Source organism: Agromyces sp. GQ35 (genome assembly GCF_059758475.1).
This window is the reverse complement of record NZ_JCAXEO010000001.1, coordinates 2,330,471-2,356,062: the sequence shown is the minus strand read 5'-3', so window position 1 is coordinate 2,356,062 and position 25,592 is coordinate 2,330,471. Positions and strand designations below refer to the sequence as shown.

Genomic DNA, 25,592 nt, shown 5'->3' with positions numbered 1-25,592 from the left:
CATGCGCCCGGTCACGTTGCGCACATCACGACTCGTGCTCGACCTTCCGTCCGAGGGCGACATCGAGGGCGTGGCGCGCTACTGCGCCGACCCGCTCTTCTACCGATACCTCACCACACCATGGCCGTACACCCCAGAGCATGCCAGAGTATTCCTCATGGAGTATGTTCCCGAAGCATGGGCGTCGGGCGACGAGCTCAGCTGGGCGATTCGACAAGACGAAGCAGCACCTGCCCTCGGCATCATCGGGCTGCGGCGCGGCAATGAGATCGGCTATTGGCTCGGGGCCGAGCATCGCGGCTCGGGTTTCATGGCCGAGGCCGTGACCGCGGTCTGCGAATGGGCGCTGAGTGGAGCGGTACCTGACGCCGGTTCGATACTCTGGCGGGCCAACGAAGGCAATCTCGCCTCGGCGCACGTCGCTCGCGCTGCGGGATTCCGGCGCACGACACCTCGAATCGCGACCGTGCCCGGTCGGAACGGGCGAGTGCTTCCCGCGTGGCACGCGCAGCGCGATGCCGTCATCGGCGACGACGCGTACTCGACCTGGGAGTCCATTCTCGGAGGTGCGGCGTGAGCGTCCCGAGCCTGGTGCCATCGGCCTCCCCGGTCGTGCTGTTCGACCTCGACGACACGCTCATGGCGCACCGCGCGGCGGTACGGACCGGCATCCACCTCCACATGCATGAACTGGCATACAGTGGCGATGTCGTCGAGGCATCGACGCTCTGGCACGAGCTCGAAGAGGAGCACTACCACTCGTACCTCGCCGGCCGATTGACCTTCGAGGGCCAACGACGGGCACGGGCTCGCGACTTCGCGCTCGCCCACGGCGAGCATCTCGACGATCTCGCCGCGGGCGCATGGTTCGATCGCTACTTCGAGCAGTACCGCGCCTCGTGGTCGCTGCACGACGACGCCCTGTCTGCGCTCGATGCCATCGCCGCGGCTGTGCCCGGAGTGCGGTTCGGCATCATCACGAACGGCGAACTCGACTTCCAGCTCGCGAAGCTCGAGCGCCTCGGTATTCGCGGTCGGTTCGCACACGTCATCGCCTCGGGCGACGTCGGCTTCACGAAACCCGCCCCCGAGATCTTCCGCATCGCCCTCGAGCGGTTCGCCGCCGACGCACCCGTGAGCGGGGCGGCGTACATCGGCGACCGGTTCGTCACCGATGCCGTCGGCGCCGCCCGCGCCGGACTCATCGGCGTCTGGCTCAATCGCCACGGCATCGCTGCGGCCGAGACGTCGACCGAGACGGGAGCCGCTGCCGCCGCCGTCCTCGAGATCGCGTCGCTCACGGAGTTGCCGATGCTGCTCGCAGCACGTCTCGGCCGCTGACAACCGGCACCGGCGCAGGCACCGGCCGAAACGAGAGATGGGCCGGACGCACCCCCATGCGCCCGGCCCGCAATCCCACCGTAACGTGCCGGCAGGAGTCGATGACGATCCGGTGTCAGACGACGTCGGCGTCGACCCAGTCGAGGGTCTTCGTCACGGCCTTCTTCCAGTTGCGGTCGAGGCGTGCACGCTCGGTCTCGTCCATCGACGGAGTCCAGCGCTTGTCCTCCTGCCAGTTCGCCCGCAGCTCGTCGAGGCTCGACCAGAAGCCGACCGCGAGGCCCGCGGCGTACGCGGCGCCGAGCGCGGTCGTCTCCGCGACGACCGGTCGAACGACCGGCACGCCGAGGATGTCGGCCTGGAACTGCAGCAGGGTGTCATTGGCAGTGGCGCCGCCGTCGACACGCAACTCGGTGAGGTCGACACCGGCGTCGGCATTCACCGCTTCGATGACGTCGCGCGTCTGGAAGGCGATGGCCTCGAGAGCCGCGCGGGCGATGTGGCCCTTGTTGACGTAGCGGGTGAGGCCCACCAGTGCGCCGCGAGCGTCGGGGCGCCAGTACGGCGCGAACAGGCCCGAGAACGCCGGCACGAAGTACGCACCGCCGTTGTCGTCCACCGTCGCGGCAAGCGCTTCGACATCGGCGGCCGAGGAAATCAGCCCGAGGTTGTCGCGCAGCCACTGGATGAGCGAACCGGTGACCGCGATCGAGCCCTCGAGCGCGTAGTGCACCGACTGCTCGCCGAGCTTGTAGCCGACGGTCGTGAGCAGCCCGTTCTTGGAGTGCACGATCTCTTCACCGGTGTTGAAGATCAGGAAGTTGCCCGTGCCATAGGTGTTCTTCGCCTCGCCCGTCTCGAAGGCCGCCTGGCCGAACGTCGCGGCCTGCTGGTCGCCGAGGATGCCCGCGATCGGGGTCTCACGCAGCAGGGAGTGCTCGTTCGCCATGCCGTACACCTCGGAGGAGGAGCGGATCTCGGGCAGCATCGACTTCGGCACGCCGAACGCGGCGAGGATCTCGTCGTCCCAGGCGAGGGTCTCGAGGTCCATGAACATCGTGCGGCTCGCGTTCGTGACATCCGTCGCGTGCACGCCGCCCTCGACGCCGCCGGTCAGGTTCCAGAGCACCCAGCTGTCGGTCGTGCCGAACAGCAGGTCACCGGCCTCGGCCTTCTCGCGTGCGCCATCGACGTTCTCGAGGATCCACACGATCTTCGTGCCCGAGAAGTACGTCGCGAGCGGAAGCCCGACCTTGGCCTTGAACCGCTCGACCCCGCCATCCGCTGCGAGCCGGTCGACGATCGACTGCGTGCGGGTGTCCTGCCAGACGATCGCGTTGTACACCGGTTCACCGGTGTTCTTGTCCCACACCACCGCGGTCTCGCGCTGGTTCGTGATGCCCACCGCCGCGATGTCGTGCCGGGTCAGGTTCGCCTTGCCGAGCGCCTGACCGATCACCTCGCCGGTGTTGCGCCAGATCTCGGCCGGGTCGTGCTCGACCCAACCGGCCTTCGGGAAGATCTGCTCGTGCTCGAGCTGCCCGGTCGAGACGATCGACCCGGCCTTGTCGAAGACGATCGCACGCGATGAGGTCGTGCCCTGATCGATCGCGAGAATGTAGTCAGCCATCTGAGAACTCCGTTGCTGTCAGTGATGAACGATGATGAAGAGAGCGGATGCCGCGGGCTCAGCCGAGGATCGGCAGGAGCGGGATCGCCGCCCAACCGGCCGCAAGGCCGCCGAGCAGGGGGCCGACGACCGGCACCCAGGAGTACGACCAGTCGCTGCCGCCCTTGCCCTTGATGGGCAGCAGGAAGTGCGCGATGCGCGGGCCGAGGTCGCGAGCCGGGTTGATCGCGTAGCCGGTCGGGCCACCGAGCGAGGTGCCGATCACGATCACGAGGAGCGCCACGGGCAATGCACCGAGTGCTGCAAGGCCACCGTCGCCCTGACGGCCGCCGCCGAAGCCGATCACCACGAAGACCAGCACGAAGGTGCCGATGAACTCGGTGACGAGGTTCCAGCCGTAACTGCGGATGGCCGGACCGGTCGAGAACACGCCGAGCTTGTTGCCGGCTTCGGGCTCTGCGTCGAAGTGCTGCTTGTAGGCGAGCCAGCAGGCGACCGCGCCGAGGAACGCGCCGAGCAGCTGCGCACCGATGTACGTGAGCACTGACACGGGGGTGACCGGAACACCGGAACCGAACTCCTCGGCGCCGTTGGCGACGAGACCGACCGTGACGGCGGGGTTCAGGTGCGCGCCGGAGGCGTACGAGACGATGACACCGGCGAAGACCGCGAGGCCCCAGCCGAACGTCACCATGAGGAATCCGCCGTTGAAGCCCTTCGTCTTGGCGAGCGCCACGTTGGCGACGACGCCGCAGCCGAGGAGCACGAGCATCGCCGTGCCGACGACTTCGGAGAGGAAGACGAGACCGAGATTGTCCACATTGACCTTCTTTCAGGATGACTGGGGCAGTGGCCCCGAAGAACGGTATCGAGGGTCAGCACCTCGACGCGGCGTTTTCGAGTGCACATGCGTGCAGTTTTGCGCCGCCGGCGCTCGCTCCTCGATCAGCCCAGAACGGATGCCTCGAGCTCGACGCCGTGCCGCTCGGCGAGCAGCTCGCGCGTCGTGGCCGTCTCGACGGCTCGGCGCTCGAAGTCCCACCCGAGCTCGGTGCCGACGATCTCGGCGAGCTCGTCGAGGAGCGGCGCCGTCAGCGCACCGGTGAAGGCGATACTCGTGCGTCGCAGCACCACGTCGGTCAGGTGCACGACCCGCTCGGCGCCGACGAGCCAGGCGATCTCGCGACGGCTGTATCCCACGTGGTGCGCGAGGGGCTCGTCCTGCTCGCCCTCGATCGAGGCGATGAACGCTTCGGCGCGGGTGCCGTAGCGCTCGAGCAGTTCCTCGGCGCGGAGGCGGCCGACCTCGTCGCCGTGGGTGGCCGTCCAGACCCGACGGGCGGAGTCCGTGGTCGGGTACCCGTCGCCGCCGCCGATCGCGAGGCCGACGGTCGAACGGGTGCGATCGCGGCCGAGCAGTGCGAGCACCTCGTTCGAGAAGTGCTCGGCGAGCGCTCGGAATGTGGTCCACTTGCCGCCGACGAGGCTCAGCAGGGTCGTGCCCGGTCGTTCTGGGACATCCGCTCGCTCGATGCGGTAGTCGCGAGAGACGAAGCCGGGTGTCTCGTCGTCGTGACGCGGCAGCGGTCGCACGCCCGAGAAGCGGTAGACGATCTGCGAACGGTCGACGGAGACGGCTGGGAAAACGTGCGCGATGAGCTCGAAGAAGTAGTCGACCTCCTCCTCGGTGCAGACGGCTGGCTCGCGCATGTCGTGTTCGAGGTCGGTCGTGCCGACCATGACCTTGCCCTTCAGCGGGTAGATCAGCACGATGCGTCCGTCTTCGTGCTCGAAGAAGATCTCGCGTCCGCCGGTCGCGGCGAGCAGCTCGTCGTTGTCGAGCACGATGTGCGAGCCCTTCGTGCCGCCCATGAACGCGGTCGGCCGGCCGAGGCCCTCGTTGGTCAGATCGGTCCACGGCCCAGAGGTGTTGACGACGACGTCGGCGGCGACGTCGAACTCCACGCCCGTGAGGGTGTCGCGAAGGCGCACGCCGTGCTCGCCCATGCCGACGGCTTCGAGGTAGTTGGCTGCGCGTGCATGCCCGCCCGCCGCGAGACCGTCGAAGAGCACATCGAGAGCGAGCCGCTCGGGGTCGTGCATGCTCGCGTCGTAGTAGGTCGCCGTGTACTTCACGCCGGGGTTCAGTGCGGGCAGCTCGGCGAGCGAACGCGTGCGACCGTGGAAGCGGTGCCGCGGCACCGAGCCGCCGTCTCGCGAGAACGCGTCGTAGATCGTCAGGCCGGTCTTGATCAGCGCGGCACCGCGCTCGGTGGGCTTGCCTGCCTTGTGCGTGAGGAAGCGCAGCGGCGCGGAGAGTATGCCCGAGAAGGTGGAGAAGATCGGCACGGTGGTCTCGAGCGGCTTCACGTAGTGCGGCGCGATGCGGATGAGCGCGTTGCGCTCGGTCACGGATTCCTTCACGAGTCGGAACTCGCCGTTTTCGAGGTAGCGGATGCCGCCGTGGATCATGTGCGACGACGCCGAGGAGGCCCCGGAGACGAAGTCGCCGCGTTCGACGAGCACGACGTCGACGCCCTGGAGGGCGAGGTCGCGGAACGTCGCGATGCCGTTGATGCCGGCGCCGATCACGAGCACGGCGGCCTGCGGCCGGGCGCGGATCGCCGCGACATCCGCTCGCTCGCCACTCGAGTGGGGGCGTGGCTGGTTCGGGATCGTCTGCTGCGGAGACATCGCTGTCCTCTCGATGTGGAACGGCGGCTTGCGTCGAGCATGCCGGGTGTGGATGAATACATCGTGAACACGGCGGAACGAACTTGCAAGCCGAGTGAACAAACGTGCAAGGATGACCAGGATGATCGAGCAGCACACCGACCCCGTCGCCGACGGCACCGAAGCGGTGCCCGGCAAGACCCGCGACGCGTTGCGGGCAGCGCACCTGTACTACATGCAGGACCTCACGATGGATGCCATCGCGCACGAACTGCACACCTCACGATCCTCGGTCTCGCGCCTGCTCAGCCATGCGCGCGCCAGTGGCCTCGTCGAGATCTCCATCCACTCCCCGCTCGACCTGCCGAGTCGCATCGAGCACGAGATCCTCGAGCGATTCGAGGTCGGAGCCCATGTGATCCCCGTGCCCGACCACGCGAGCGACGTCGACCGGCTCGACCGCGTCGCCCTCTCGGCTGCACGAATTCTCGGCCGCTTCGTCGACTCGAACCAGACCATCGGCGTCGCGTGGGGCTCGACGATGAGTGCCATGAGCCGGCACCTCGTGCCGAAAGCCGTCCACAACTCCGAGATCGTGCAGCTCAACGGGGCCGGCAACGGCCGCACCACCGGCATCGTCTACGCGAGCGAACTGCTGCGCCGCTTCGGCGATGCCTTCGGCGCGCGCGTGCAACAGTTCCCGGTACCCGCGTTCTTCGACGACCCCGAGACCCGCCGAGCATTCTGGCGCGAGCGCAGCACGCGCCGCCTCCTCGAGGTGCAGGAACGCATGGATGTCGCACTCTTCGGCGTCGGCTCCCCCTTCGCCGAGGTGCCGAGCCACGTCTACCAGGGCGGCTACCTCGAACGCGCCGACTACGAGGCACTCTCCCGCGACGGCGCGGTCGGCGACGTCGCGACCGTCTTCTACCGCGCCGACGGCTCGACCGACGGCATCGCCGTGAACGAACGCGCCACCGGCCCCGACTTCGCGGTACTTCGCCGCGCACCCCGCCGCATCTGCGTCGTCTCGGGACGCGCGAAACTCGCGAGCCTGCGCGGTGCACTCGCAGCCGGGCTCATCACCGACCTCATCGTCGACGAGGGGACCGCGCGCGCGCTCGTCGAGACTTCGAGCGACGGGGAATAGCCGGCCGTCGGACGCGTTGATCTAGAATCGACACAGAAACGTGCTCCGGGGTCGGTGTAAGTCCGAACCGGCGGTGACAGTCCGCGAACTGCGAGTGCGAGGCCGAGAGGCTCCGCACCCGCGGTCGAACCGGTGGAATTCCGGTACCGACGGTGAAAGTCCGGATGGGAGGCGCACGTGTCGGCAGCGCTGTGCGCCGCCGGCAGCAGGATTCGTCGACGTCGTCGACGACGCCGCGCACCCCGGAGCCTTGAGACAGGACAACGGATGAGTGCGGGCCACCCCAGGGCGACGGATGTCGCGGCGATGCGCCGTGCGCTCGAGCTCGCCGACCGCGGCCCGTCTCGCGGCGTGAACCCGCGGGTCGGCTGCGTGATCCTCTCGCCGACGGGCGACGTGATCGCCGAGGGCTGGCATCGCGGGGTCGGCACGGCCCACGCCGAGGTCGATGCCCTCTCGAAGCTCGCGCCCGGCTCCGCGCTCGGGGCGACGGCCGTCGTCACCCTCGAGCCGTGCAACCACATCGGGCACACCGGGCCCTGCGCGGTGGCGCTCATCGAAGCCGGCATCGGTCGCGTCGTCTACGCCGTCGCCGACCCAGGCGATCACTCCTCGGGTGGTGCCGATCGCCTTCGCGCGGCCGGTGTCGAGGTGGCCGCCGGCGTGCTCGCCGACGAGGTGGGGGCGATGCTCGACGACTGGATCTTCGCCGCTCGCCGTCGCCGGCCGCGCATCACCGTCAAGTGGGCGGCGAGCCTCGACGGCCGCGCCGCAGCGGCCGACGGCACGAGCCAGTGGATCACCGGACCCGAGGCTCGCGCCGACGTGCACCGACGGCGTGCCGTCGCCGATGCGATCGCGGTCGGTACCGGAACCGTCCTCGCCGACGATCCCTCGCTCACGGCGCGCGCTTCCGGCGGCGAGCCCCTCGAAGCACAGCCGGTGCCCGTGGTCTTCGGCCGGCGCGAAGTGCCGACGGATGCCGCGATCACCCGTCACCCGCACGCACCCCTGTTCTTCGACGGCACCGACCTCCCCGCCGATCTCGCGGAACTCGCGCACCGGGGCATCCGCTCGCTCTTCATCGAGGGCGGCCCCACGCTCGCGAGCGCCTTCATCGCCGCAGACCTGGTCGACGAGGTACTCGTGTATCTCGCGCCCGCCCTCATCGGCGGCCCCCGTCTCGCCCTCGGCGAGCTCGGCGTCGCCTCGATCGACGAGGCGCTCCGCCTCGACATCGCCACCATCGAACGACTCGGCGACGACCTGCTGATCGTCGCCCGCCCGGTCTCGAGGCACGCTCCGCGCGTCTCGACCACCGCCCCTGAGAGGAACTGACATGTTCACCGGAATCATCGAGGAGCTCGGCACCATCGCCCGCGTCGAGCGCACCGCCGACGCAGCTCGCCTCACGGTGCGCGGTCCGCTCGCCGTGGAGGGGGTCAAGCACGGCGACTCGATCGCGGTGTCCGGGGTCTGCCTCACCGTCGTCGCCTTCGACGACGAGGGCTTCACGGCCGACGTGATGGCGCAGACCCTCGAGATGTCGACGCTCGATGGCGCCCGCGAGGGGCTCGCGGTCAATCTCGAACGTGCCGCCCGAGTCGGCGACCGCATCGGCGGGCACATCGTGCAGGGCCACATCGACGGCACCGCCGAGGTGCTCGAGATCCGCCCGGGCGACGCGTGGCGGGTCATCCGCTTCTCGCTCGACCCGGCACACGCGCCGCTCGTCGTCGACAAGGGGTCGATCGCGGTCGACGGGGTCTCGCTCACCGTGAGCGCCGTCGGCGACGAAGCCGACGGGTCGTGGTTCGAGGTCTCGCTCATTCCCGAGACCCTCGCGGCGACGACGCTCGGCGCGCGTGAGATCGGCGATCGAGTGAACATCGAGACCGACATCCTCGCCCGGCAGGTCGAGCGGATGCTCCGGTTCGACGCGCGTCGGCGCGACGAACCGGCCGAGCGCGCGAGCTCGGTGATCGGATTCCAGGCGACCCCGGCACCGTCACCGCTGCCGACCAACGGAGGTGCGGCATGAGCCTCGCCACCATTCCCGAGGTGCTCGACGCGCTGCGCGCCGGCAAGCCGGTCATCGTCGCCGACGACGAGGCTCGCGAGAACGAGGGTGACGCCATCATGGCGGCCGAGTTCGCGACGCAGGAGTGGATCGCCTGGATGGTGCGCCACACGAGCGGGTACCTCTGCGCGCCGATGCCCAACGAGATCGCCGACCGGCTCGCGCTGCCGCTCATGACCGAGCGCAGCGAAGACGTGCGCGGCACCGCCTACACGATCACCGTCGACGCTGCGGATCGGTCGTCAACGGGAATCTCGGCCTCCGACCGGGCGCACACCCTGCGTGTGCTCGCCGATCCGTCGGCCACGCCCGATCGGCTCATCCGGCCCGGGCACGTCATACCACTGCGCGCGGTCGACGGCGGAGTGCGCGAACGCGCCGGGCACACCGAAGCGGCCGTCGACCTGATGCGGCTCGCCGGGCTCTCCCCCGTCGGCGTGATCGGCGAGATCGTCGCCGACGACGGCGAGATGATGCGGCTGCCGGGCCTGATCGAACTGGGCGACCGCGAGGGCCTGCCGGTGACGACCGTCGCCGCACTCGTCGACTGGCTCGAGCAGCGTCACCCGGGCGACGGCCCTTCGGCAGCCGCACCTTCGTCAGCGGTGCCCGAGTCGTCGTCCGTCGACTTCGAGGTCGAGACCGCGCTGCCCACCGAGCACGGCGAATTCCGGGTCCGTGCTTACCGCGACCGGGCGACGGGAGCCGACCACGTCGCGATCATCGCCGGCGACCCGGCAGCCGTCGCCGAGGGCGCGATCGTGCGGGTGCATTCGGAATGCCTGACCGGCGAGGCATTCGGCTCGCTGAAGTGCGAGTGCGGACCCCAGCTCGACGCCGCCCTCGAGACGATCCAGCGCGACGGCGGCGTGGTCGTCTACCTCCGCGGGCACGAAGGCCGAGGCATCGGCCTCATCAACAAGCTCCGTGCCTACCGGCTGCAGGAGGACGGCCTCGACACGCTCGATGCGAACCTCGCGCTCGGGCTGCCCATCGACGCGCGCGACTACAGTGCCGCGACCGCGATCCTCACCGACCTCGGCATCGAGCGGGTGCGCCTGCTCACGAACAACCCTGAGAAGGTGCGGCAGCTCGAGGCGCACGGCATCACCGTGACCGATCGCCTGCCGCTCGTCGTCGGCGTCGGCGTCGGCAACACCGGCTACCTCGACACGAAACGCCAGCGCATGGGGCACGCGATCAACGACCAGCAACTCACCGACGGCGCCGCCGAAACCCTCCTGAAAGGACACCCATCATGAGTGGAGCAGGATCCCCCACCCTCGACATCGACGGACGCGGGCTCACGGTCGTCATCGTCGCTGGCAGCTGGCACGACGAAATCACGAACGGCCTGATCGCGGGTGCGACCAGCACGCTCGAGGCATCCGGTGCAGATTTCACGCTCGTGCGCGTGCCCGGCAGCTTCGAACTGCCGGTCGTCGCGAAGGCGGCGCTCGAGGAGGGTGCCGATGCAGTGGTGGCCCTCGGCGTCATCATTCGCGGCGGCACGCCGCACTTCGAGTACGTCTCGGCGGCGGCGACCGACGGGCTCACGCGGGTCGCGCTCGATACCGGCAAGCCCGTGGGGTTCGGCGTGCTCACCCTCGACGACGAGCAGCAGGGCCTCGACCGGGCCGGCCTGCCCGGCTCGAAGGAGGACAAGGGCCGCGAGGCGGCCGAGGCCGCGATCGCGACGGCGCGCGTGCTGCAGTCGCTGTCGTCGGTCGAGTAGCGAAGAACAAGTCGCTGTCGTCGGTCGAGTAGCGACGAAGGAGCGTATCGAGACCCGGTGCGAGATCTCGATACGCTCGCTGGCGCTCGCCACTCGACCGACGGCCTGGGCTAGGGCTTCCAGACCATGAGCACCACGACGGCCAGGAGGAGCAGCGACGCGATGCCGCTGCCCGCTGCCCGCTGCGATCGCGGGGTAGCCGGTCGCCGCGGCATCCGCACCGTCGCTCGCACCGAGTGCCGCTGCAGCCTTCTTCATCGACGGCACGACGACGAACATCGTCAGCGCGAACGCGATGGCGTAGAGGATGATCGACCAGAGGATCCACGGTGTCGTGAACGACAGGCCGTACTTCTCGTCGGCGATGAAGACGGCGCCGACGACGTGCAGAATGCTGAACAGCGTATCCATGGGGTCAGCCTGACGACGGCGCGGATGCCGCGACATCCGTCGTTCGATGCATCGCGACGCGCCGTTCGCCGCGTCGATGCCGCCGTTCGGCGCAGGGGTGCTGAGGCGTCCGGATCCGCCGGCGAGCGGCACGTAGGCTGTTTCGGTTGCCACAAGCGACGGTTCCCACCCACTGACTCCGCGCTCACGCCAGACCGACGCGCGCCACGGAAGCCAGCGTTCCGCACACTCTCCATGGAGTCCTCGCCAGCGATGTCCACATCCACCGCGGCCCACGCCGCACCCACCACCCCTGCGAACCCCCGCAGCCGCGTGATCTTCGCGAGCCTCATCGGCACGACGATCGAGTTCTACGACTTCTACGTCTACGCGACCGCCGCCGTGCTCGTCTTCCCGCACCTGTTCTTCCCGACCGGCGACCCGACGACCGCACTGCTGCAGTCGTTCGCGGTGTTCGGCGCCGCGATGGTGGCGCGCCCGGTGGGCGCCGTCATCTTCGGACACCTCGGCGACAAGCACGGGCGCAAGGCGACACTCGTCGGCGCGCTGCTGACGATGGGCATCGCGACGTTCCTCATCGGCCTGCTGCCGACCTACCTGATGGTGGGCTGGTTCGCACCGCTACTGCTCGTGATCCTCCGCATCGCTCAGGGCTTCGCCCTCGGCGGCGAGTGGTCGGGTGCCGCCCTGGTGGCGACCGAGAACGCGCCGGCGGGCAAGCGCGCCTGGTACGGCACCTTCCCGCAGCTCGGCGCACCGATCGGCTTCATCATCGCCAACGGGCTGTTCCTCATCATCGCTGCGCTGCTGCCTGCGGATGACCCGAACTCCTCGCTGCCCTCGGACGCGTTCCTCGACTGGGGCTGGCGGATTCCGTTCCTGTTCTCGGCCGTGATGGTCGTCGTGGGTCTCTGGGTGCGACTGCGACTCGTCGAGTCGACCGCGTTCTCGAACGCCTCGAAGCAGGGCAAGCTCGCGAAGCTCCCGCTCGCGAGCGTCTTCAAGAACTACTGGAAGCAGCTCATCCTCGGCACGTTCTTCATGCTGGCGACATACGTGCTCTTCTACCTGATGACCACGTTCTCGCTCGGCTACGGCACGAAGCCGAGCGACGCACCGATCGCGGGTCTCGGGTACTCGTACACGACGTTCGTGCTCATGCTCATCGGCGGTGTCGTGTTCTTCGGCATCTTCACCCTGCTCTCCGGCCCGTGGGCCGACCGCTGGGGACGCCGCAAGACGCTGATCTGGGTGACGCTCGGCATCATCGTGTTCGGCCTCGCCTGGGTACCGCTCCTCGGCGCCGGTTTCGTCGGGGTCATGGCGTGGCTCATCATCGGCTTCGCCCTCATGGGCATGACGTTCGGTCCGATGGGGGCCCTGCTGCCCGAGCTGTTCCCGACGAATGTGCGGTACACGGGCTCGGGTATCTCGTACAACGTGTCGTCGATTCTCGGTGCCGCCGTCGCTCCATTCATCGGCACCGCACTCTGGGCGGCAGGCGGCGGCAGCCCGTTCTGGGTCGGCGTGTACCTCTCGGTGATGGCCGTGCTCACGCTCATCGCGCTCCTCGTGTCGAAGGAGACGAAGGACGTCGACTACGAGGCTGCGGGCATCGAGGCGTCCGCGGTGCTGTAGCCGGCACGCACGGCGAATCAGAGGGGCGGATGCTGCGGCATCCGCCCCTCGGTCGTCGGCCGCATTCGTTCATGCGATCGTCACACGCACCCCTTCTCGACCCGAGCCGCCCGGCGTAGCATGGCTGCGAACAGGGCTGCCGAGTCATCCGCCGGCGCACCGTCGACGCTCGGCGCCCGAGGACGGCGGTCGAGCGTGAACATGACGATGGACATGATGAAGGGCGCGATGTCATCGTCGGAGATGCCCATGCAGGACATGGATCCGATGGTGATGCAGGAGTGTATGGAGGCCCTCTCCGCGTGCATGCAGGCGTGCCTCATGTGCGCCGACGCCGACGCGGGCGAGGGCATGGGCCGGTGCGCCAGCCTCTGTGCGAACTGCGCCGACATGTGCGACACCATGATGCGCATGATGCTGCGCATGCACGGCTGGGACATGCACGTGATGATGTCGATGATGCAGTCGACCGTCATGATGGCCCGGGCCTGCTCGACGGAGTGCATGATGCACGCCGACATGAGCGAGCACTGCCGCATGTGCGCGATGGCGTGCGATCAGGCCGTCATGGCGATGGAGAAGATGATGGGCTCGATGAGCGAGGCGATGCCGATGGCGTGAGCAGGTTCGGCTCGTTTCGGGCCGCCGTTCGTGGGGCCCCGATTCAGGCGGCCGCGACGCTGAATCGTCGTTCGCCGTGCGCGAGCACGCCGTAGACGCCGTGCACCGCGACCGGGTCGCCGACGCTGAGCGCACCTTCGAAGGCGTCATGGTGCCAGACCCGTCGGAGCGCATCGCTCGACAGTTCGGCGACGGTGACGAAGCCGTCCGAGTTCGCGTCGACGACGATCGCGTCGACCCACTTGCTCGCCGTGGTCGTCGCGAGGCGCTCCTGCATCGCGTGCAGACGGTGGCCGGGCCGATCGCTTCGGCACTCCGCTGCGACCTCGCACCCGCGCATGCCAATGACCGTGCCGGTGTGCGGCTCGGTTGCGGCGTGCGGTTCGCGGTGCGACATGAGGGCTCCTCGGAGTTGGATGCGGGCCACGTTACGCGCGCATCGAGCGGATGTCGCGGGTCCCCGTCACACGCGGAAACACTCTCGTGCGCCCGTCAGTCGCGGGAGGGCGCCAGCACGCACTCGCCGTCAGTGGGCGCCGTCGGCCTGCGGTGGCAGTACCGCGATGACGGGGTGGTCGTAGTCGAGCACGCCCGATTTCGCGGCGCCGCCGGGTGAGCCGAGTGCCGGGCCTCCGGCGTGGGAGAGCTCGAAGAATTCGACGTTGGCCTTGTAGTAGTCGGCCCACACGTCGGGCAGGTCGTCTTCGTAGTAGATCGCCTCGACCGGGCAGACCGGTTCGCAGGCGCCGCAGTCGACGCACTCGTCGGGGTGGATGTAGAGCGAACGCTCACCCTCGTAGATGCAGTCGACCGGACACTCGTCGATGCACGCACGGTCTTTGACATCGACGCAGGGCAGCGCGATGACGTAGGTCACGAGCCGACCAGCGCGCCGGAGCGCGAGATCTCGACCTGCTCGTCGCGGGGCACGACCTTCACGCGCTCGCGCACGACGCCCGCGTAGTGCTCGGGAGCCTCGAACTTCTCGCCGAGCTCGCGCTCGTGCGCATCGAGGGAGAGCCAGCCCTGCCACGTCGTGAACGCCACCTCGCGCGACTCGAGCAGCTCGAACACCTCGGCACCGCCGGCGGCGTCGACGAGCGGGGCGGGGAGCGCACCCGCCACGGCATCGGCCATCAGGTTCGTGATGGTCTCGAGCGCATCGCCCTTGGTGTGGCCGATGAGGCCGACGGGGCCGCGCTTGATCCAGCCTGTGGCGTAGACACCCGCGAGGTGAGCACCCGCGGCATCGGTCACCCGACCGCCGGCGTTGGGAACGACCGCTGCCCGCTCGTCGAACGGCACGCCGTCGATCGGCGAACTCGCGTACCCGACCGCGCGGTAGACCGCCTGCACGGGCACGTCGACGAACTCGCCCGTGCCCTCGACCGATCCGTCGCCCACCGGACGCGCGCGCTCGAACCGAACGCCCTCGACCGCGTCGGTACCCAGCACCTCGACCGGCGTGTGCAGGAAGTGCAGGTGCAACCGACGCGACGCCGTGTACTCGTGGTCGGCGGGCTTGCGCCAGCCGTTCAGCGTGCGGGTCATGACCTTGACCTGGTTGTTCGATGCGAAGAGCGCCTCGGCGTGCGGATCGTTCGCGGCGCGCTCGAAATCGTCGTCGTAGACCACGACATCGACATCGGGCACCTCGCCGAGTTCGCGCAGCTCGATCGGCGTGAACTTCACGTGACCCGGGCCGCGACGGCCGAACACGTGCACGTCGGTCACGGGCGACGCCTCGAGGCCGGCGACGACGTTGGCCGGGACATCCGTCGACAGGATGTCTCTCGGGTGCTTGGCGAGCACGCGAGCGACGTCGAGCGCCACGTTGCCGTTGCCGATCACGGCGATCGACCGCGCCTCGAGCGGCCACTCCCGCGGCACGTCGGGGTGGCCGTCGTACCACGCCACGAAGTCTGCGGCACCGTAGGAGCCGGGCAGCTCGATGCCGGGGATGTTCAACGGGGCATCCTTCAGCGCACCCGTCGCGAAGATCACCGCGTCGTAGCGCTCACGCAGTTCGTCGACCGTGAGGTCCTTGCCGACCTCGACGTTGCCGATGAATCGGATCGTGCCGGCGTCGAGCATCTCGTGCAGCGAGTTCACGATGCCCTTGATGCGCGGGTGGTCTGGCGCGACGCCGTAGCGGATGAGTCCGTATGGGGCGGGCAGGGACTCGAACAGGTCGATCGCGACCTCGCCGCCGGCCTCGGTGACCTGGCGATTGAGGATGTTGCCGGCGTAGATGCCGGCGGGGCCGGCTCCGACGATCGCGACGCGAAGGGAACGGGTCATTGCTGCTGGGCCTCTCGATGGGGGTGTGTGCTGGATGAGCTCGCCGAAGGCGGACCGGGGACACGGAGTTCGACCGGCTCATTCCACAGCTCGGAAGCATACGGGCTGAGCCTGACGACATCACCGACGACGACCACTGCGGGTGAACGGACGCCGCGGCGGGCCGCCTGCAGCGCGATCGTGTCGAGGGTTCCCACCGTCACGCGCTGGCCCGGCCCGTAGCCGTCTTCGATGATCGCGACCGGGCAGTCGGAGCCGCGCTCGCTGCGCGCAAGGGTGATCGCCGAGTTCGCGAGGGTGCCGATTCCCATGAGCAGCACGACCGTGTGGTCGCGGCCGCCGCCGAGCGCCCGGATCTGCTCGTGCCCGGTGACGACGGTGAACGTCGTCGCGAGCCCGCGGTGCGTGAGCGGGATGCCGGCGATCGCCGGCACCGAGATCGCACTCGTGATGCCGGGCACGACCGCGACGTCGATGCCGGCATCGCGGCAGAACGCGAGTTCCTCGCCACCGCGACCGAAGATGAACGGGTCCCCGCCCTTGAGGCGCACGACGTGCTTGCCGTCGCGCGCGAGCGTGACGAGCAGTGCGTTGATGGCGTCCTGCGGCACGGCGTGGTGGCCGGGCAGCTTGCCGACGTCGACGATGTCGGCCGTGAGCTCGACCCCTTCGGCGGCGAGCCCGTCGAGCACGCCGCGCGCGCCGAGCCGGTCGGCGACGATGACATCGGCCGCCTCGAGCGCGCGGAGGCCCCGGATCGTGAGCAGGCCGGCATCACCGGGTCCCGCGCCGACGAGGGTGACGGTACCCGTCGATCGAGTAGGCGCGCCAGCGCCGTATCGAGACCTCGTGGGCTGGTCTCGATGCGCGCCTTCGGCGCTACTCGACCGGCGGCGGGCCGTCATCGCGTGCCTCCCTGGAGCAGGCCGCGGCGGCGCAGCATCCGTCGCTCGAGTGGCGCGAAGAAGACGAGCTCGATCAGGATGCCGATGGCGAGGATCACGAGGATCGTGGCGAGCACGCTTGCGAGGTCGGCGAGCTCGCGGCTCTGGTCGAGCATCGAGCCCAGCCCGAAGCCGATCGTGCCGCCCGTCGCGATGATCTCGGCGGCCATGAGCGAGCGCCACGAGAACGCCCAGCCCTGCTTGAGGCCCGCGACGTAGCCGGGGAGGGCGGCCGGGAGCACCACGAGCGTGGCGAGCCGTGCTGGTCCGGCGCCGAGGACCGTACCGACGCGCCGCAGCTGCGGCGGTACTTGTTCGACCCCCGCGATGAGGCCGTTGATGATCGACGGGGTGGCGCCCATGAGCACGACGAAGTAGACCGTGGCATCCGTGAGTCCGAACCAGAGGATCGCGGCCGGCACCCAGGCGACCGACGGCAGCACCTGCAGACCCGAGATGATCGGGCCGACGGCACGGCGCAGCGGCTTGACCTCGGCGAGGAGCAGCCCGAGGGGTGTGCCGACGACGACCGCGATGAGGAACCCGAAGACGCCGCGTTCGAGACTGGTGAGCACCGCGGTCTGCAGGCGGCCGGATTGCCAGGCGTCGCCGATCGCGGTGACCACGCTGATCGGGCTCGGAACGATGTCGGGGCGGGGCTGGACGATCCAGACGTAGATCTGCCAGGCCGCGATGAGCGCGACGACGAAGACGATCGGCGGCAGCACGCTCGTGGTGAAGGTTCTCCACGCGTTCGTGACGCGCGCGTCATCGGTCTGCAGGCGGTCGAGACCCGCCTCGAGGCTGCGGAGGTCGTCGGTCTGGCCGGTTCCGCCGGTCGAGTCGGGAGCGCCAGCGAGCGGATCGAGACCAGCGGCGGTCTCGATACGCTCCTCCGTCTCGGTCTCGATGCGCTCCTGCATCGCTACTCGACCCGAGCCTCGATCGGCGGGGGTTGCGGTGTCATGCGGCATTGCGGCGGATCTCCTTCCGCAACTGCTCGGTGATCTCGATCGAGAGCGCGGCGACCTCGGGCGATTCGATGCGACGACCGGAGGTCTCTGCGATGCGCCACTCGCCGGCCACGCGGCCGGGGCGGCTCGAGAGCAGCACCACGCGCTGCCCGAGTCGGGCCGCCTCGCGCACGTTGTGCGTCACGAACACGATCGTGCGACCGGTGCGGCGCCACACGCGTTCGAGTTCCTCGTGCAGCAGGTCGCGGGTGATCGCGTCGAGCGCGGCGAACGGCTCGTCCATGAGCAGCACCGGCCGGTCCTGGGCGAGGGCGCGGGCGAGCGCTACGCGCTGCCGCATGCCGCCCGAGAGCTCGTGCGGCCGCTTCTCCGAGGCATCCGCGAGGTTCACGGTGTCGAGGAGCTCGAGCGCCTGCCCGCGACGATCGCTGCGCGGCACGCCGCGCAGCCGCAGCGCGAGCTCGACGTTCTGTCGCGCGGTGAGCCACGGCATGAGCGCCGACTCCTGGAACATCACCGCTGCGCCCTCGGCGGGCACATCGATGGTGCCCGAGGTTGGCCGGTCGAGTCCCGCGATGAGGTTCAACAACGTGGACTTGCCGCAACCCGAGGCGCCCAGCAGGCAGACGAACTCGCCCGATTCGATCGACAGGTTCACGTCGTCGAGCACGAGCGGTCCTGCGCCGAAACGCTTGCCCAGCTGCTCGATGCGGATGGCCGTCTGCCCGCTCATGGCTTCTACTCCTCGCCCAGTCCGCCGGCAGAGACCGGCTCGGCCCCATCGGCGTCGAGCAGCTCGTTGAGGAGTCGCAGGTCGAAGAGTCCGTCGATCGAGCCGTCCTTCTGGGTGCCGGCCTCGAGGCCGTTCTCCACGAGCGCCTCGAAGGTCTCGGCGTGCGGGTCGACCGAGAAGCTCACGTACTCGAGTGCGCGGGTGATCACGGCGTCGGCGAGCGGCTTGCCCGTCTCGGCCTCGAGTGCCGCGTTGATCACGCCCGGCGCTTCCTCGGCGTGCTCGTCGAGCCAGGCGACGGATGCCACGTGGCCGTCGAGCAGCGCCCGCACCGTCTCGGGGTGCTGAGCGAGGAACTCCGCACGCACGAGCAGCACGGTCGTCGGGAATGCTCCGTCGTCCCAGAGCTCGGCCTCGTCGACGAGCACGTGTGCGCCGTTGCCGCCGTCGGCGAGCAGACGCGACACCCACGGCTCGGGGAGCCAGGCACCGTCGACGCCGCCCTGCTGGAAGAGCGTCAGCGTCTGGGCGTTCTCGGTCGGCGTGATGTGCACGTCACCGCCGCCCGTCGTGTCGGTCTCGAAGCCCTCATCGGCGAGCCAGGAGCGCAGCGCGACGTCCTGCGTGTTGCCGAGCTGCGGCGTCGCGAGCGTGGTGCCCTCGAGGTCGGCGGCCGAGTCGATGCCCTCGCGGACGACGAGTGCTGCACCGCCGGTCGCGGCTCCCGCGACGATGTGCGCCGACTGCCCGGCAGACTGGATGTACGTGTTGATCGACGGGTTGGGGCCGATGTAGGTCGCGTCGATCGCGCCGGCCGAGAGCGCCTCGATCGCCGCTGGTCCGGCGTTGAAGACCTGCGTCGTGAGGGTCGTCTCACCGAGCGCGTCGGCGAAGAGCCCCTCTTCGAGGCCGACGAGCGCCGGCGCGTGCGTGACGTTGGCGAAGTACCCGAGGCGGAGCTCATCGGCCGGGCCCGTCGAGGCGGATGATTCACCGGTCTGGCCGGCAGCGGCAGCGGCGCAGCCGCTCAGCGCCAGCACGGCCGCGGCGACGATGGCTGCGGCGAGCATCATGCCGCCCACCAGGCCGATGCGGGTGCGGACGCGGGATGTCGCGTTCATGCTGCTGCTCCTTCGGTGCTGGTTCGCGGATGAGTCGGAATGCTCGTCGCTCACGCGACGGGCTGGGTGACGATCGCGGCCGCGAGGGTCGCGCCGTCCTGCGGGTGGATCACGAGGAACGCGCCCGCACGGCGATGGTCGGCGTAGGCCTCCAGGGGAAGCTCGGCCGAGAGCTTGAGCGAGACCTGACCGATGTCGTTCACCTCGAGGCGATCGGCAGGGTCGAGCCCGAGCGTGGTGAGGTCGCGGCGGCCGTCGATGGAGGTGACGATCGCCTGCACGGTCGACGTGCCGGTCTTCACGAGCACGCGCGCACCGGGCGCGAGCGGCCTCGGGTCGAGCTGGAACACGGACGCCTCGAGCTCGCGTCGCGCCGCAGGCAACGAGCCGGACGCCGCGATGACCGCGCCGCGCGCGGCGTCGAGTTCGTCGGCGAGCCGCAGCGAGACCGATTGCGGCGCCGACGCCGACGCGAGTTCGGCCGATCCGGCATCGATGCCGACGACGGTGGTCGTGGCACCGCCCGGAAAGACCTGCACCTCGTCGCCGAGACGCACGGTTCCCGAGGAGATGCGCCCGGCGAACGCCCGGTAGTCCCGGAAGAGCTCTGGGTCGTCGACGTCGTGCGCCACGGCGCCCTGCGGGCGGATGACGAGCTGCACCGGCATCCGCAGCGCCTCGAGCTCGGACTCGAGCTCGTCGAGGGAGGTCAGCGTCTCGAGCAACTCGAGCAGGCTCGGTCCCTCGTACCACGGCGTGTTCGCGGAACGTTCGACGATGTTGTCGCCCGCGAGCGCCGAGACCGGGATCACGTGCGCCTCGGGAAGGCCGAGCTCGCGAGTGAGCGCCGTGACCTCGGCGGCGACCGGCGCGAACGCCGATTCGGCGTAGTCGAGCAGGTCGATCTTGTTCACGGCCACGATCACGTGCGGCACCCGAAGGAGCTGCACGACGGCGAGGTGCCGGCGCGTCTGCTCGAGCACGCCCTTGCGCGCGTCGATGAGCACGATGACGGCGTCGGCGGTGGCGGCGCCGGTGACCATGTTGCGCGTGTACTGCACGTGCCCGGGGCAGTCGGCGAGGATGAACGAGCGGCGACCCGTCGAGAAGTAGCGGTAGGCGACGTCGATCGTGATGCCCTGCTCGCGCTCCGCGCGCAGGCCGTCGGTGAGCAGCGCGAAGTCGATCGCGCCGGGCTCGCCGCCGAAGCCGCGCTCGGCGGACGTTCGCGTCACCGATTCGAGCTGGTCGGCGAGGATCGCCTTCGAGTCGTGCAGCAGGCGGCCGACGAGCGTCGACTTGCCGTCGTCGACGGAGCCCGCCGTGGCGAAACGGAAGAGGGTGCTCTCGGTGGCGGTCGACGTCATCAGAAGTACCCGTCTTTCTTGCGATCCTCCATGGCGGCCTCGGAGATACGGTCGTCGGCGCGAGTGGCGCCCCGCTCGGTGAGGGTCGAGGTGGCGACCTCGCGCACGACGTCGGCGACGGTCGCGGCATCCGATTCGACCGCGCCGGTGCAGCTCATGTCGCCGACGGTGCGGTACCGCACTGCGCGGCGCTCGATGACCTCATCGGGGCGGGCGGGCGACACCTCGCTCACCGCGCGCCACATGCCGTCGCGGAGGTACACCTCGCGCTCGTGCGCGAAGTACAGCGGCGGCAGGGCGATCTGCTCTCGCTCGAGGTAGCTCCACACGTCGAGTTCGGTCCAGTTGGAGATCGGGAACGCGCGCACGTGCTGGCCGACCGTGTGACGGCCGTTGTAGAGGTCCCAGAGCTCGGGGCGCTGGTTGCGCGGGTCCCACTGGCCGAACTCGTCGCGGAGGCTCAGGATGCGCTCCTTCGCGCGGGCCTTGTCCTCGTCGCGGCGCGCACCGCCGAAGACGGCGTCGTGCTTGCCTGCGGCGATCGCGTCGAGCAGCGGCTGCGTCTGCAGTGGGTTGCGGGTGCCGTCGGCGCGCTCCTGCAGGCGGCCGTCGTCGAGGTAGTCCTGCACGGACGCCACTTCGAGACGGATGCCGAGGCGCGCGACGGTCTCGTCGCGGAACGCGATGACCTCGGGGAAGTTGTGTCCGGTGTCGACGTGCAGCACCGGGAACGGCACGCGCGCCGGCCAGAACGCCTTCGCGGCGAGGTGCAGCACGACGACGGAGTCCTTGCCGCCGGAGAAGAGCAGCACGGGCCGCTCGAACTCGGCGACGACCTCGCGGATGATGTGGATCGCCTCGGACTCGAGCGTGTCGAGCGCGGAGAGCGAGGCTGGTCGGGTGGAGCGCTCAGCGCTCGTCTCGAGACCCGACGGTGTGGTCTCGATACGCTCGCCGTGGCTCGCTACCCGACCGGCGGCGGTGGATGTCTCGCTCACAGGTGCAACCCGCATTCCGTCTTGTCGAGGCCCGACCAGCGACCGGCTCTGGGGTCTTCGCCTTCGGCCACTCGCCGCGTGCACGGCTCGCAGCCGATCGACGGGTAGCCCTGCGTCAGGAGCTCGTTCACGGGGACACCGAAGGCGTTCGAGTAGTCGATCAGCTCGTCGAAGCTCCACGCCGCAAGCGGATTGACCTTGACCAGCCCATTGCGCTCGTCGAACGTCACGAGCGGCGTGTTCGTGCGGGTGGGCGCCTCGTCGCGGCGCACGCCGGTGAACCACAGCTCGTAGCCCGAGAGCGCATCGTGCAGGGGTGCGACCTTGCGCATGGCGCAGCACTCCGCGGCGTCGCGGGCGAACAGGTCGAGCCCGTACTTCGCGTTCTGCTCGGGGACGGTCAACTCGGGCAGCACGTCGACCACGCGCACATCGAGCGCCGATGCGACCCGGTCCCGCGTCTCGTAGGTCTTCGCGAAGTGGTAGCCGGTGTCGAGGAAGAGCACATCGACGCCCGGCAACGACTGGGCCACGACGTGCGGGAGCACGGCATCGGCCATCGAGCAGGCGACGGCCGCGGCATCCGTCTCGAAGTTGCGCGCGACCCAGGCGATGACCTCGAAGGCGGACGCCTCGTCAGCCGCCAGGCTGCGGAGTTCGCGTTCGCCCTGCTCGGCGAGAGCGCGCAGTTCGTCGTGCGTGCGAAAGCCCGTCGGTCGAGCAGGGAGCGCAGCGACCGTATCGAGACCCGGCGCGCTGATCTCGATACGCCCCGCTCCTCGACCGGTGGAGTGTGCGAGGTTGCGCGCGCTCATCGAAGGACCTCCTCGTCGACGCGGTGGGCCCATTCGGCGAAGGTCTCGTCGGCCTCGGCGTCGCGGCTGTCGAGGAAACGCTTGACGACCCGCTCGACGTAGTCGGCGATGCCGTCGGCTTCGACCTTGAGTCCGCGGACCGTGCGGCCGAGTCCTGCCTCTTCACGATCGGCCGTCGCGAGGCCGCCGCCGAGGTGCACCTGGTAGCCGGGTACCTGTTCGCCGGCGTCGCTCATGACGAGCTGGCCCTTGAGGCCGATGTCGGCCGTCTGGATGCGAGCGCACGAGTTCGGGCAGCCGTTGACGTGCAGGCTGATCGGGTGCGGCAGGTCGAAGCCGTCGAGCGTACGTTCGAGATCGAGCACGGCCGCCGTCGCGAACGCCTTGGTCTCCACGATCGCAAGCTTGCAGAACTCGATGCCCGTGCAGGCGATGGTGCCGCGGCGGATGAGGCTCGGACGGGCCGAGAGGCCGAGCTCGTCGAGGCCCGTGATGAGCGACTCCACGCGGTCTTCGGGGATGTCGAGGATCACGATCTTCTGGTGAGGCGTCGTGCGCAGCCGCGAGGAGCCGTGCGCCTCGATGAGCTCGGCGAGCTTCGCGAGGGTCGGCCCCGAGACGCGGCCGACGATCGGCGTGGCGCCGACGTAGAACCGGCCGTCCTTCTGGCGGTGCACGCCGACGTGATCGCCGTGCGCGAGCGGCTTGGGGGCCGCAGGCCCGTCGGGCAGCGGTGACTCGAGGTACTCGGTCTCGAGCACCTGGCGGAACTTCTCGGTGCCCCAGTCCGCGAGCAGGAACTTGAGGCGCGCCTTGTTGCGCAAGCGTCGGTAGCCGTAGTCGCGGAAGATCTGGGCGACACCGTGCCAGGCTTCGGCCACCCGCTCGGGGGCGACGAAGACGCCGAGGCGCTCGGCGAGTCGCGGCGACGTGGAGAGCCCGCCGCCGACCCACAGGTCGTAGCCGATGCCGAGCTCGGGGTGGTCGACCGCGACGAACGCGACGTCGTTGATCTCGTGCACGACGTCTTGGCTCGGGTGCCCGGTGATGGCCGTCTTGAACTTGCGCGGCAGGTTCGCGAGCGTCTCATCGCCGATGAACCGGCTCGTGATCGCGTCGATCTGCGCAGTCGGGTCGATGAGCTCGTCGGCGGCGATGCCGGCGACCGGCGAGCCGAGCACCACGCGCGGCACGTCGCCGCAGGCCTCGGTCGTTCCGAGTCCGACGGCCTCGAGACGCCGCCAGATCTCGGGCACATCCTCGACGCGAATCCAGTGCAGCTGCACGTTCTGGCGGTCGGTGAGGTCGGCGGTGTCGCGACCGAAGTCGATCGAGATGTCGGCGATCACGCGAAGCTGCTCGGTGGTGAGCTGCCCGCCGTCGATGCGCACGCGCAGCATGAAGAACTCGTCTTCGAGCTCGTGCGGCTCGAGCGTCGCGGTGCGGCCGCCGTCGATGCCGGGCTTTCGCTGCGTGTACAGGCCCCACACGCGGAAGCGGCCGTGCAGGTCGGTCGGGTCGATCGACGCGAACCCGCCCTTCGAGTAGAGCTTCTCGATGCGGTCGCGAACGCTCAGGCCGTTGTCGACCTGCTTCCACTCCTCGTTGCCGTTGAGCGGTGCCGTGCCGTCGACCTTCCACTGCCCGTGCGGACGGCTCGCCGGGCGGGGCGGACGCGCGGCGGAGCGGCTCGCCGACCCGGCCGGTGGGGCCGTCGCCTCGATCGTCTCTTGCGTCATGTCTGCTCCTCGGTCGCCGCGAGTTGCGGGTTTCGACCGAGGCTAGGCGCGATCGCCGGGCACCGGAGCGTGCGTCGTCACATCACGGTAAGGAAGGACACACGGCGTCAATTCAGGTAACTCGGCGTCACATGGCGCCGGGGCGGTCGCGCGACGCTAGAGTTCGGGCGCCGTGGCCGTCGACTCGCTCGCGACGCCCTCCGCCGCCGCCGAGTAGCGGTCGAGCACGATCTCGACGAGCGGCGTCGGCGTGTCGTGCGGCGTGAGCAGCGGCTCGGTGATGCGGTCGGCACCCGCCGCGGCGGCGAGGTCCTGGAAGTAGCCCGGAGCCAGCAGGTAGCTCGCCGCGACCACTCGGCGGCCATCGCCACTCGCGCGGGCCGAGGCGACCGCGGCATCGAGCCGCGGCTCGGCAGCCGAGAGGAAGCCGACAGTCACGGGAGCCCCGAGGGCTGCACCCAGGCGTTCCCCCATGTCACGGCAGTCCTCGACCGCTCGCGCGTCGCTCGATCCGGCGACGGCGAGCACGATCACGTCGTCAGCGGTCGCACCGGCCTCGTCGAGCCGACGGCGCAGCACCTCGACGAGACGATCGTCGGGGCCGAGGGCCGCGGCGAGGCGCACGGGTCGCTCGATGACCGCGTCGATCTCGTTCCGAAGGTCGACGTGCACGTGGTAGCCCGCCGAAAGAAGGAGCGGCACGACGACGGCCGGCAACGCCGGAGGGAGTGCGGCGAGCGTCGCCGCGACATCCGGCTGCTGCACGTCGACGTGGCCGAGCCGAACCGTCGCCGGCTCGGATCCCTCGAGTCGGCGGGTACCGGGGGCAGCGGGGCCGAGCGAGCCGGTGCCGCCGGCGGTCTCGACCGCGTCGATGAGCGCGCGCACGGCGGCCTGTCCGTCGGCCGATGCGGTGCCGTGCGAGATGCCGACGAGTGCGGCCCCGGTGAAGTCCATGCCTCCATCGTGCCGTGCCCGCGGCCGCCTCGCCAACGTCAACCTCGATTGACGACACCCGGAACGTCAACTATAGTTGACGAAATGGACGACACCACCCTTCGCACGGCGATCGCGGCGGCCGACGGCGACGACCCGTATCGCGCGCTCAGAAACCTCCACCACGCACGCGCCGAGCTCACCCGCGAACTCGACCGCGCCGAAGCCATCGCCGTGCGACGGGCCCGGGCCGCCGGTTCGAGCTGGCAACTCATCGCCCTCGCCCTCGAGGTCTCCAAGCAGGCCGTGCACAAGAAGTACGGACGCAGCTCAGGCACGTAAGCTGCAATGCGGCGACGACGCGGAACCCGAGCGGATGCGGCAT

The 25,592-nt window shown here is 69.6% G+C and carries 25 protein-coding genes, 1 pseudogene and 1 riboswitch; of the genes and pseudogenes, 10 read left to right on the top strand and 16 right to left on the bottom strand.

All coding sequences use genetic code 11. From position 1 onward, the window contains the following. Nucleotide 1 precedes the first annotated feature (1 nt). Nucleotides 2–577 (top strand): GNAT family N-acetyltransferase, encoded by a 576-nt coding sequence (locus AC6CH0_RS10880; RefSeq protein WP_498100586.1) that lies wholly within the window; start codon nucleotides 2–4, stop codon nucleotides 575–577. Continuing rightward, nucleotides 574–1,341: an HAD family hydrolase gene (locus AC6CH0_RS10875; RefSeq protein WP_498100584.1), complete on the top strand. Its 768-nt coding sequence runs from the start codon at nucleotides 574–576 to the stop codon at nucleotides 1,339–1,341. Before AC6CH0_RS10880 ends, AC6CH0_RS10875 begins: the two co-directional genes overlap by 4 nt. A gap of 115 nt (nucleotides 1,342–1,456) precedes the next feature. Here the strand turns inward: AC6CH0_RS10875 and glpK are convergent, their stop codons facing one another. From glpK to AC6CH0_RS10860, 3 genes are all read right to left on the bottom strand, one after another. Beyond that, complete coding sequence (gene glpK / locus AC6CH0_RS10870) at nucleotides 1,457–2,971, bottom strand: glycerol kinase GlpK (RefSeq protein ID WP_498100582.1); 1,515 nt, start codon at nucleotides 2,969–2,971, stop codon at nucleotides 1,457–1,459. Nucleotides 2,972–3,029: 58 nt separating this feature from the next. Next, nucleotides 3,030–3,791, bottom strand: a complete 762-nt coding sequence (locus tag AC6CH0_RS10865; protein ID WP_498100580.1) for an MIP/aquaporin family protein — start codon at nucleotides 3,789–3,791, stop codon at nucleotides 3,030–3,032. A gap of 125 nt (nucleotides 3,792–3,916) precedes the next feature. Continuing rightward, a complete protein-coding gene (locus AC6CH0_RS10860; protein ID WP_498100578.1) occupies nucleotides 3,917–5,665 on the bottom strand; it encodes a glycerol-3-phosphate dehydrogenase/oxidase in 1,749 nt (582 codons plus the stop codon). A 121-nt stretch (nucleotides 5,666–5,786) separates the two neighbouring features. On the opposite strand from AC6CH0_RS10860, the gene AC6CH0_RS10855 reads away from it, so the two are divergent. From AC6CH0_RS10855 to ribH, 5 genes are all read left to right on the top strand, one after another. Then, nucleotides 5,787–6,794, top strand: a complete 1,008-nt coding sequence (locus AC6CH0_RS10855; protein WP_498100576.1) for a sugar-binding transcriptional regulator — start codon at nucleotides 5,787–5,789, stop codon at nucleotides 6,792–6,794. Nucleotides 6,795–6,831: 37 nt separating this feature from the next. After that, nucleotides 6,832–6,974: riboswitch (FMN riboswitch) on the top strand. Between the two features lie 87 nt (nucleotides 6,975–7,061). After that, nucleotides 7,062–8,132: a bifunctional diaminohydroxyphosphoribosylaminopyrimidine deaminase/5-amino-6-(5-phosphoribosylamino)uracil reductase RibD gene (gene ribD, locus AC6CH0_RS10850; RefSeq protein ID WP_498100574.1), complete on the top strand. Its 1,071-nt coding sequence runs from the start codon at nucleotides 7,062–7,064 to the stop codon at nucleotides 8,130–8,132. 1 nt (nucleotide 8,133) lies between these two features. Next, nucleotides 8,134–8,835, top strand: coding sequence for a riboflavin synthase (locus AC6CH0_RS10845; protein WP_498100572.1), 702 nt, complete (start codon nucleotides 8,134–8,136; stop codon nucleotides 8,833–8,835). Beyond that, on the top strand, nucleotides 8,832–10,136 hold the full coding sequence (gene ribA, locus AC6CH0_RS10840; RefSeq protein ID WP_498100570.1) for a GTP cyclohydrolase II: 1,305 nt from the start codon (nucleotides 8,832–8,834) through the stop codon (nucleotides 10,134–10,136). Before AC6CH0_RS10845 ends, ribA begins: the two co-directional genes overlap by 4 nt. Further along, on the top strand, nucleotides 10,133–10,609 hold the full coding sequence (ribH, locus tag AC6CH0_RS10835) for a 6,7-dimethyl-8-ribityllumazine synthase (RefSeq protein ID WP_498100568.1): 477 nt from the start codon (nucleotides 10,133–10,135) through the stop codon (nucleotides 10,607–10,609). Before ribA ends, ribH begins: the two co-directional genes overlap by 4 nt. 270 nt (nucleotides 10,610–10,879) lie before the next feature. Here ribH and AC6CH0_RS10830 read toward each other — a convergent pair. Next, nucleotides 10,880–11,020 (bottom strand): annotated as a pseudogene (locus AC6CH0_RS10830) (DUF2269 family protein); the annotation flags it as partial. A 252-nt stretch (nucleotides 11,021–11,272) separates the two neighbouring features. Between AC6CH0_RS10830 and AC6CH0_RS10825 the strand changes: the two are divergent. After that, on the top strand, nucleotides 11,273–12,658 hold the full coding sequence (locus AC6CH0_RS10825) for an MFS transporter (protein ID WP_498100566.1): 1,386 nt from the start codon (nucleotides 11,273–11,275) through the stop codon (nucleotides 12,656–12,658). Between the two features lie 201 nt (nucleotides 12,659–12,859). Next, nucleotides 12,860–13,279: a four-helix bundle copper-binding protein gene (locus AC6CH0_RS10820; protein WP_498101108.1), complete on the top strand. Its 420-nt coding sequence runs from the start codon at nucleotides 12,860–12,862 to the stop codon at nucleotides 13,277–13,279. A gap of 43 nt (nucleotides 13,280–13,322) precedes the next feature. Here the strand turns inward: AC6CH0_RS10820 and AC6CH0_RS10815 are convergent, their stop codons facing one another. From AC6CH0_RS10815 to AC6CH0_RS10760, 12 genes are all read right to left on the bottom strand, one after another. Next, nucleotides 13,323–13,676, bottom strand: a complete 354-nt coding sequence (locus AC6CH0_RS10815) for a hypothetical protein (RefSeq protein WP_498100564.1) — start codon at nucleotides 13,674–13,676, stop codon at nucleotides 13,323–13,325. A gap of 129 nt (nucleotides 13,677–13,805) precedes the next feature. After that, nucleotides 13,806–14,156 carry a ferredoxin gene (gene fdxA, locus AC6CH0_RS10810; protein ID WP_498100562.1) on the bottom strand — a complete coding sequence of 117 codons (351 nt, stop codon included), beginning with the start codon at nucleotides 14,154–14,156 and terminating at the stop codon, nucleotides 13,806–13,808. Continuing rightward, a complete protein-coding gene (locus tag AC6CH0_RS10805; protein ID WP_498100560.1) occupies nucleotides 14,153–15,580 on the bottom strand; it encodes an FAD-dependent oxidoreductase in 1,428 nt (475 codons plus the stop codon). The genes fdxA and AC6CH0_RS10805 overlap by 4 nt, the downstream gene beginning before the upstream one ends. Continuing rightward, nucleotides 15,577–16,485, bottom strand: coding sequence for a uroporphyrinogen-III C-methyltransferase (cobA, locus tag AC6CH0_RS10800; protein ID WP_498100558.1), 909 nt, complete (start codon nucleotides 16,483–16,485; stop codon nucleotides 15,577–15,579). Before cobA ends, AC6CH0_RS10805 begins: the two co-directional genes overlap by 4 nt. Further along, nucleotides 16,482–17,498 carry an ABC transporter permease gene (locus tag AC6CH0_RS10795; RefSeq protein WP_498100556.1) on the bottom strand — a complete coding sequence of 339 codons (1,017 nt, stop codon included), beginning with the start codon at nucleotides 17,496–17,498 and terminating at the stop codon, nucleotides 16,482–16,484. The genes cobA and AC6CH0_RS10795 overlap by 4 nt, the downstream gene beginning before the upstream one ends. Beyond that, nucleotides 17,488–18,231 carry an ABC transporter ATP-binding protein gene (locus AC6CH0_RS10790; RefSeq protein WP_498100554.1) on the bottom strand — a complete coding sequence of 248 codons (744 nt, stop codon included), beginning with the start codon at nucleotides 18,229–18,231 and terminating at the stop codon, nucleotides 17,488–17,490. Before AC6CH0_RS10790 ends, AC6CH0_RS10795 begins: the two co-directional genes overlap by 11 nt. A 5-nt stretch (nucleotides 18,232–18,236) precedes the next feature. After that, nucleotides 18,237–19,352: an ABC transporter substrate-binding protein gene (locus AC6CH0_RS10785; protein WP_498100552.1), complete on the bottom strand. Its 1,116-nt coding sequence runs from the start codon at nucleotides 19,350–19,352 to the stop codon at nucleotides 18,237–18,239. Between the two features lie 50 nt (nucleotides 19,353–19,402). Beyond that, a complete protein-coding gene (locus AC6CH0_RS10780) occupies nucleotides 19,403–20,719 on the bottom strand; it encodes a sulfate adenylyltransferase subunit 1 (RefSeq protein WP_498100550.1) in 1,317 nt (438 codons plus the stop codon). Further along, nucleotides 20,719–21,666 carry a sulfate adenylyltransferase subunit CysD gene (gene cysD, locus AC6CH0_RS10775; protein WP_498101106.1) on the bottom strand — a complete coding sequence of 316 codons (948 nt, stop codon included), beginning with the start codon at nucleotides 21,664–21,666 and terminating at the stop codon, nucleotides 20,719–20,721. The genes AC6CH0_RS10780 and cysD overlap by 1 nt, the downstream gene beginning before the upstream one ends. A 47-nt stretch (nucleotides 21,667–21,713) precedes the next feature. Continuing rightward, complete coding sequence (locus tag AC6CH0_RS10770) at nucleotides 21,714–22,532, bottom strand: phosphoadenylyl-sulfate reductase (protein ID WP_498100548.1); 819 nt, start codon at nucleotides 22,530–22,532, stop codon at nucleotides 21,714–21,716. Further along, on the bottom strand, nucleotides 22,529–24,271 hold the full coding sequence (locus AC6CH0_RS10765; RefSeq protein ID WP_498100546.1) for a nitrite/sulfite reductase: 1,743 nt from the start codon (nucleotides 24,269–24,271) through the stop codon (nucleotides 22,529–22,531). The genes AC6CH0_RS10770 and AC6CH0_RS10765 overlap by 4 nt, the downstream gene beginning before the upstream one ends. Before the next feature lie 156 nt (nucleotides 24,272–24,427). Further along, a complete protein-coding gene (locus AC6CH0_RS10760; protein WP_498100544.1) occupies nucleotides 24,428–25,228 on the bottom strand; it encodes a sirohydrochlorin chelatase in 801 nt (266 codons plus the stop codon). A gap of 84 nt (nucleotides 25,229–25,312) precedes the next feature. Between AC6CH0_RS10760 and AC6CH0_RS10755 the strand changes: the two genes are divergently transcribed. Beyond that, on the top strand, nucleotides 25,313–25,549 hold the full coding sequence (locus AC6CH0_RS10755) for a hypothetical protein (protein ID WP_498100542.1): 237 nt from the start codon (nucleotides 25,313–25,315) through the stop codon (nucleotides 25,547–25,549). Nucleotides 25,550–25,592: the final 43 nt, after the last annotated feature.